A 7,438-nucleotide genomic window follows, 5' to 3' on the forward strand; every position below is an offset into this window, starting at 1 on the left:
TAACCCGTTCCACGCCCAGCCAGCCGGAGGGCTCAAATCGCCGGGCCCAGCGAACAATACGACAACGAAAAACGAGGCTGGAGCGAATCCCATCGCTTCAGCTTCGTTTTTGCAACTCAGTGAACTCTGTCAAGCACGTTACTTACTGGCGCTGGCGGGGATTTCCTTCAGCTGCTTGCTCATCCATTGCACGTAGTCCAGGCCCTTCGGCTTCGTCTCCGTGACCCGCACGACGGGCACTTTGTTCTGCTCCGCCAGTTTAGTCAACTGCGTGATCACCTTGCTGGTCGTCTGGGTGTTGACCACGAAGAACTTGATCGACTTGTCTTTGATGGCCTTCTCCACCTTGGCATAGACCGCCGTGGAGGGGTCGTTGCCGTCTTCGGTGGCATTGGCGAAGGCATTGTCCATTACCTTGTAGCCCAAGGCATCCAGCATATTGCCGAAGACCGGCTCGGTGACAGCGACTGCCCCATTGTTGGTCGTCTTCTTGGCATTGATCAGCGGTGTCAGCTTGGCCAGCTCTTTCTTATACTTGGCGGCGTTGGCTTGGAAATCCTTCTTGTTCTGGGGCTGGAGCTTGCTGAATTCCTTGACCAGCGCATCGGCGACTTTGCTCATGGTCTCCGGCCGGTACCAGAGGTGCTCGTTGTCGCCATTCTTGGCGCCAACGATGCTGGCCACAGTGAGGAGCTTGGCAGAACTGTTGGCGGCCAGCTTATTCAGCCAGTGATCGTAACCCAAGCCGTTGACCAGGACCACGTTGGCGCCAGCCACGACCTTGCCGTCCGCCGTGGTCGGCTGGAAGTCATGGGGATCCACGCTGGTGCTGTGAATGATCGGTTCCGCCTTGCCGTGGCTGCCCAGCACGGCAGCCGCCGGTTCGGCATAGAAGTCCGTGCTGGTCACGTAAGTAATCTTCTTGGCGGCACTGGCATTGCCCTGCTGACTGCACCCGGTCAGAATCAGCAGCGCACCGGCCAGCAATACCAGTAAGGGCTTAAGCAATTTACGCATGAATAGTTTCCTCCTATGACGTGAGAAAAGGGACGCAGGCCTCTTTTCTGAAAGTCTGTGTCCCAGTATACCGTGTTTGAAAAAGTGTGCGTGCAAGTATGCGCACATGAACATCTATTCAAATGTAAGCACTCATAAAGCGGTGTGGTCGTGGCCGATGTAGTTGTGGTCGAAATCAATCTCGGTGGTGACATTCGGATAGTACCGGCGCAGATCCGCCAGAATCCGCAGATTCAGTGTCTTATCGTCCTCTGGATAATCGTCGGGCACGACCACGTCGAACTGGACGATGCGGGTGTGGTGCGGACCGTGTTCAATATGGAAATCATGGGTGTGCAGTCCGCCGCCGATGGACTTGATGATCGTCTGGAGCCGCTCGTACATCTCCGCGGTGAGGCGGTCATCAATGTCGATGGGGTCAATGTGGGCCACCAATTCGACGCCCAGCTTTTTCTGGAAGTCCCGTTCGATCTTGTCAATCGCTTCGTGGGCCTGATCCAGACTCCAGCGGCTATCTAATTCAATGTGTACAGTGGCGAAGATCTGAGTGGGACCGTAATGGTGGATGAGCAGGTCGTGGAAGCCGAGAATGTCGTCGTACGTCGCCAACTGGTCGGTGTATTTCTGCACCTCGTCCTCCGACGGGCGGCTTCCTACCAGGCTGTTGACCGACCCGCGAATGCTGTCAACGCCTTCGTAGATCAGGTACAAGGCAACGAACAAGCCGATCCAGCCATCAATGTTCAAGTGGGCGAATTGAGAAAGGCTGGCCGAGACCAGCACCGCGAAGGTGGCAACGACGTCGGTCTGACTATCCAGAGCCGTGGTCTTCAAGGTATCCGATTGAATCGCTGCGCCCATCTCGCGGTAAAAGAAATTCTGCCACAGTTTGATGAGGATCGACGCCACCAGCGTCAGCAAGACGATGATGGTGATGTTGTCACTGGTGGGGTGCTGGATCTTCTCGATGGAGCTCTGAACGAAATCCAAGCCGGCAAAAATCATCAGCATCGACACGAGCATGCCGCTGATATATTCAAACCGTTCATGGCCATAGGGATGGCCCCGGTCGGCCCGCATCCCGGCCATACGGAAGCCGACCAAGGTAACAATGGACCCAGCGGTGTCCGACAAGTTATTGAAGGCATCGGCCATGATGGCGATGGACCCGGAGAAGAGGCCGATGGCCAGCTTGATGCCGAACAAAACGATATTGGACAGCAGCCCGACGAAACCGGCGACCTTGCCTAGCCCAGTGCGTTTCTTTTCCTCGCTGGCAGCGGGGTGGCGCTTATCGTACAAGCTTTCAATACTTTTGGCGACCATGGGATCGACTCCTTTCTCAAAAAATGGCACTACTTCTATTATACAGGGTTCACCCCGCGCTTTCTGTAAAAAAGCTTGCAAAGTTGCGCTGACCCGTCAAATTGGTAGACTGAACAACAGGAGTTTATTTATCTAGCGTACCGCGATGGCGCGGTGCGGTATTGAGGGAGTGGCATGTGTGGCACAACAGAAGAAGCGGAAAAAGTGGTCCTGGCGGAAGAAACTCACGGTCTGGCTCAGCGTGCTGGTCATCCTGGCGCTGGCCGTCCTCACCGGTGCCAGTCTCTACATGTACAATTACGGTTTTGTCCCGGGGAAGAAAAGCTTCCTCAGCAATAAAAATGACCCAGTGCTGGCCCGTAATCAGCGCTGGCTCGCGGCCACGAAAAAAGTCACCTGGCACGAGACCGCTGCAGACAGTGATCTGAAACTGGTGGCAGACTACGTGCCCGCCGCCCGCAAGACGAATAAAACCATGGTGGTTGCCCACGGTTACATGAACGATAAAGAGGATATGGCCAATTACATCCGTATGTTCCATACCATGGGCTACAACGTGCTGGCCCCCGACGACCGGGGTCACGGCGCCAGTCAGGGCAATTACGCCGGCTATGGCTGGCCGGACCGGCTGGATTATGTCAAGTGGATCAAGCAGGTCATCGCCAAGAATGGTCCGCAGTCCCAGATCAACCTGTTCGGGGTGTCCATGGGCGGAGCGACCGTGATGTTTGTCAGCGGAGAGAAATTGCCCCATCAGGTCAAGGCCGTCATCGAAGATTGCGGCTATTCTTCGATTCATGACGAGCTGGCACACGAGCTGAAGGCCCTTTTCGGCCTACCTTCCTTTCCGCTCATCAACACCGTGAACATCGTCGCCCAGATCAAGGCGGGTTATAACTTCGACCATGGCGACGCACCCACTGCGCTGAGGAAAAACACGCGGCCGATGATGTTTATTCACGGGGCCAAAGACACCTTTGTACCAACGAAGATGGTCTATACGAATTACCGCGCGGCCAAACAGCCTAAAGAATTATGGATCGTGCCCGGCGCGGCCCACGCCCAATCCTGGGAGAAAAACCCCCAGCGTTACCAGCAAAAAGTGACGGCTTTCTTAAATGAATATGGTCGGTAAGCACGATTAAAGCGCTTCTCTGACACGTTATGTTAAAATCGGAATAGACTCTACAGAATAGGAAGTGATCGGCGCTTGGCTAAGCGTACCGGTAATATGACCCCCACAGATTTGAAGACTGGCTTGACGACCGCCCAGGTCCAAGCCCGCCTTCAAGCTGGGGAACGGAATACAGCACCCAAGCCCCTCACCCGTTCCACTGGGCAGATTCTGCGGGGTAACTTGTTCACGCTCTTCAACATTATCAACGTCGTCCTGGGCGTGCTCATCGTCAGTACGGGCTCCTACAAAAACCTGCTGTTCTTGCTGGTGGTGGTCGTGAATACGGTCATCGGCACGTTCCAAGAGATTCGGGCCAAGCGGCAGCTCGACGCCGTCTCGCTGTTGGCCCAACGACCGAGTACCGTTGTCCGCGACGGCCAGATCCAGCCGGCTGATCAAGAAGCGCTGGTACTGGATGACCTAATCCAGCTCAAACGGGGCGATGCCGTGCCCGTTGACGGTATCGTCCGCGCGACAGCCGGGATCGAGATGGATGAGTCCTCGATCACCGGGGAGTCGCGGCCGATCCGCAAGGGTGTGGGCGATACCGTCACGTCGGGCAGCTACTTGGTGGGTGGCAACGCCACCATCCAGGTCATGGCCGTCGGCGCCGACAGCTTCGTCCACCAGCTGGCCAAGGAAGCCAAGCAGGAGAAGAAAAACAACAGCAGCGAGCTGCTGCGGACCATCAACCAGATTATCCGCTTCATCACTTATGCGCTGGTGCCGTTGGGTATCCTGCTGTTCATGCGCGGCTTGCAGCATGGCCGGACCATCAATCATGCCATTCTGCGGACCAGTGCAGCAATGGTCGGGATGATCCCCGAAGGCCTCGTGCTGTTGACGTCGGTCGCCCTCGCTGTCGGGGCCATGAATCTGGGCCGGCGGCGGGTGCTGGTACGTTCCTTATCCGCCATTGAAGCCTTGGCTCGGGTCGATATTCTTTGTCTGGATAAGACAGGGACGATTACGACCGGCAAACTGTCCGTTACCCAGCTCAATCCGGTGGGCGGCTACGGCATTGACCAAATCCGCGACTGGCTGGCGCAAGCCGTCTATACCATCAACGATGATAACCAGACGGCCACGGCGTTGAAGCAGTACTTAACGAAACCAGTGCGGATGATGGCCCCCCAGCACATTACGCCCTTCTCATCGGCCCGTAAATGGAGTGCGGCCGCTTTCGGCGATGGCTCGACCGTCTTTGGGGCCCCGGAATTTATGTTCAAAGATCTGCCAGACGATATTTCCCGGGAAATAACGGACGCCGCCAATCATGGTTTCCGGGTCCTCGCCATCGGCCGCAGCACTACCGTGATGGCCACGGATGATGCCCCCGCGGACATGCAGCTGGTGGGGCTGGTCTATATTGCCGATGAATTGCGGAAAGAAGCAGTCGGCACCTTTGACTACTTGCGCGCCCAAGGCGTCACGATCAAAGTCATCTCTGGGGACAATCCCCTGACCGTGGCCAACGTCGCCGGGCGCGCCGGCATTCCCAACGCCGCTGCGGCCATCGACATGAGTACCGTGGGTGAAGCGGCCGACTTCGATGCGCTAGTCGCCCGCTATACGGTCTTCGGCCGGGTCACGCCCACTCAGAAACGCAGTCTGGTACAAGCCTATCAACGGGCCGGACACACCGTCGGGATGACCGGCGACGGGGTCAACGACATCCTTGCCTTGCGAGAATCCAACTGTGCCATCGTGATGGCCGGGGGATCGGATGCCGCCCAGGAAATTGCAGACTTTGTGCTGCTGGATGCTAACTTCGACGCCATGATCTTCGTCCTCAATGAGGGGCGGCGGGTCATCAACAACATCGAACGGGTCGCTTCCCTGTTCCTGGTGAAGACAATTTATTCCATCGGCCTGACCCTGATCAGTGTGATTTTCAGTATGGAATATCCCTTTATTCCCATCCAGCTGACCCCAATTTCTGCTTTGACCGTGGGGATTCCCACATTCTTCCTGGCCCTGCAGCCAGATTATCGGCCCATTGCCCGTAAGTTCTACGAGAACGTGATGATCACCGCCGCGCCCGGTGCCCTCTGCGTAATTGCCTATGCCTTGCTGATGCAGGGAATGAGCGGCTTGCTGGGGTTGAACGCGGACACCACGGGCACCCTCACCGTCCTGCTCACCGGATTAGTGGGGTTCACGGCCCTGGCCGCCGTGTCACAGCCTTTCGACCGGTTGAAGATTCTATTGATGGCGGTCCTGGTGGCCTGTTTCGCGGCCATCTTCCTCTTCCCCATCGGCCAATCATTCTTCTCCCTCGTCTCCATCTGGGGTTCGGGCACCCTGCTCCTCTGGATTCCGTTAGCTGTCTCCGTGCCCCTCAGTTTCATTATTCTGCGGAATGTCTTAAGTGATTACATCATGCCCCACGTTGCGTGGCGCTGATGACAGTGGCAATCAGGTAACGAGCACCCCCGCACTGGGGGTGAGAAAGAAAGAGGTAATCGCGATGACCGTTTATCACTTGGAAACGACCACGGGGCAAGAGACCGCCGTGGATATTACCGTCCAGGGCGCGACAATTCAGGTCGCCATCGACCGGAATACGATCTCCTGGCAGGTGGCCGACGCTGGCCGGGCTTTCCTTGCCGATCCCGAAGAAACGTTGTGGCCAGGCGGAGAAGGCGAAGGCAAGCCTATTCTGGCGAATGCTGTGGGTGAAGCGGCGTTAACCGAATTACGCCGGCCGTTGCGGCTGGGCAGCACAGAGGTCGTCAGCCAATACGTCGACCGGGGCAACACGGCCGGTGTTTTCCCGGTCCAGATCCGGGCGTATCAATTCGCTGACGAGGATGTTTATCACGTTCATTTCTTCCACCAAGACGAGACCGAGCGGCATCGCTATTCTCTCTACCGCGATTTGCCGCAAGTACTGGTGGACCAGATCATCGCCGCTGACCGGCTCTTCGCCCTGGACTTCACCGACAAGGTCCGGGCCGCCATCAGCGGGAAGACCTTGGGCGTGTTCCTCACCCAGCACCTGAACGCCCTCCAGCCCGGCGAACAGAAGTCGTAGAGAAAGGACCGTAACCGTATGAAAATCGGCGTCATTGGCGCCACCGGCCGGGTGGGCAAGTTCATCACGGCTGAAGCATTAGATCGGGGCCACAGCGTGCGGGGCTTTGCTCGGCACATGACGCTGGCCCATGATCGCCGGCTGCAATTGATTCAGGCGGACATCATGGCGATGACCCCGACAGACATCGCCGGGCTCGACGCCTTGGTGTCCGCCTACCGAGCGCCCCGCGGCCAAGAACGGCTCTATGTCACGGCGGCGGAAGCCCTGGCGAATTTGTTAAAAGGCACCGGCGTCCGCTTGCTGGTTGTGGGCGGTGCCGGCAGTAGTTTTGCAGATGAAACGAAGACCACTCGGTTCTACGAAACGCCCGACTTTCCAGAAAGCATCTACGCCACGTCCATGTACATGGCGCGCAGCACCCAAGTACTCGATCTGGCGCCGCAGCTGACGTGGACCTATATCAGCCCGGCGGAACGGTTCCTGGCCGATGGGCCAAAGACCGGCGCGTACCGGACCAGTGCCGGCATCCTGCTGCGGGATGCTGACGGCCGTTCTGAGATCTCCATGGCGGACTACGCCGTGGCCGTGGTCGACGAGCTGGAGCATCCTCAGTATCTTAACTCCCAGATGGCGGTGGCTTGGTAACTGGCCCGGAGGACTGTGGGCTGTGCAGATTGGTCAGCAGGTTAGTGTCTGGCGCTGGCCCGGGTGACTACGAGCTCCGCTGGCGAATACGTCGTGGCGCGAAGATCTCACGATCCAGCAAGATGTAGGCGATTTGGGCCCGGAGGCTGGCGGGCGTCAGCCATGAAATTGTTGTAAATGGTCGGTTTTTGACCATTTACAACAAGGCCGAGCTTGAAGACCGCGGTTTTTGC

Annotated in this window: 6 protein-coding genes; 4 read left to right on the plus strand and 2 right to left on the minus strand. The window is 57.4% G+C overall.

Annotation, left to right across the window (positions count from 1 at the left end):
- Window positions 1–138: 138 nt before the first annotated feature.
- Both L248_RS11145 and L248_RS11150 read right to left on the minus strand, forming a co-directional pair.
- A complete protein-coding gene (locus L248_RS11145; protein ID WP_040536489.1) occupies window positions 139–1,017 on the minus strand; it encodes a metal ABC transporter solute-binding protein, Zn/Mn family in 879 nt (292 codons plus the stop codon).
- Window positions 1,018–1,149: 132 nt separating this feature from the next.
- The gene (locus L248_RS11150) at window positions 1,150–2,343 is read right to left on the minus strand and encodes a cation diffusion facilitator family transporter (RefSeq protein ID WP_040536491.1); all 1,194 of its coding nucleotides are present in this window, start codon (window positions 2,341–2,343) and stop codon (window positions 1,150–1,152) included.
- A 145-nt stretch (window positions 2,344–2,488) separates the two neighbouring features.
- On the opposite strand from L248_RS11150, the gene L248_RS11155 reads away from it, so the two are divergent.
- From L248_RS11155 to L248_RS11170, 4 genes are all read left to right on the plus strand, one after another.
- Complete coding sequence (locus L248_RS11155; RefSeq protein WP_081701304.1) at window positions 2,489–3,478, plus strand: alpha/beta hydrolase; 990 nt, start codon at window positions 2,489–2,491, stop codon at window positions 3,476–3,478.
- 96 nt (window positions 3,479–3,574) lie between these two features.
- Window positions 3,575–5,926 carry an HAD-IC family P-type ATPase gene (locus L248_RS11160; protein WP_022530334.1) on the plus strand — a complete coding sequence of 784 codons (2,352 nt, stop codon included), beginning with the start codon at window positions 3,575–3,577 and terminating at the stop codon, window positions 5,924–5,926.
- A gap of 64 nt (window positions 5,927–5,990) precedes the next feature.
- Window positions 5,991–6,557 carry a hypothetical protein gene (locus L248_RS11165; protein WP_040536495.1) on the plus strand — a complete coding sequence of 189 codons (567 nt, stop codon included), beginning with the start codon at window positions 5,991–5,993 and terminating at the stop codon, window positions 6,555–6,557.
- Window positions 6,558–6,575: 18 nt separating this feature from the next.
- A complete protein-coding gene (locus L248_RS11170) occupies window positions 6,576–7,205 on the plus strand; it encodes an NAD(P)-dependent oxidoreductase (RefSeq protein ID WP_022530336.1) in 630 nt (209 codons plus the stop codon).
- Window positions 7,206–7,438: the final 233 nt, after the last annotated feature.

Source organism: Schleiferilactobacillus shenzhenensis LY-73 (assembly GCF_000469325.1).
GTDB lineage: Bacteria > Bacillota > Bacilli > Lactobacillales > Lactobacillaceae > Schleiferilactobacillus > Schleiferilactobacillus shenzhenensis.